Annotated in this window: 1 pseudogene; it reads right to left on the bottom strand. The window is 66.3% G+C overall.

Going from position 1 to position 329, the window contains the following annotated elements:
- A pseudogene (locus tag QMG28_RS20895) lies at window positions 1-329 on the bottom strand (IS5 family transposase); the annotation flags it as partial.

Here is a 329-nt window from a genome sequence, read left to right on the forward strand (position 1 = left end):
CCCCGCGACCTTGCTGTCGTGAACCTGTCCTGGCGTGAGCTTGAGAGCGACCGGTCGCCCGCAGCCGTCGACGAGCGCATGCAGCCTGGTCGTCAGCCCGCCCCGGGAACGTCCCACGCCATGATCGGCGCCCCCCTTTTTGCGGCCGTGGCGCCGTGCTGATGAACCCGCATCATCGTCGAGTCGATCATGATCAGCTCGTCGTAAGTCTCTGTGACCGCATCGAGAATGGCCTGCCAATGCCCCGCCCTCTGCCACCGCACGAAGCGGTTGTAGCAGGTCTTGTGCGGCCCATAGCGCTCCGGAATATCCGCCCAGGCCACCCCCGT

It is taken from the genome of Sinisalibacter aestuarii, assembly GCF_027923545.1.
GTDB classification, from domain to species: domain Bacteria; phylum Pseudomonadota; class Alphaproteobacteria; order Rhodobacterales; family Rhodobacteraceae; genus Sinisalibacter; species Sinisalibacter aestuarii.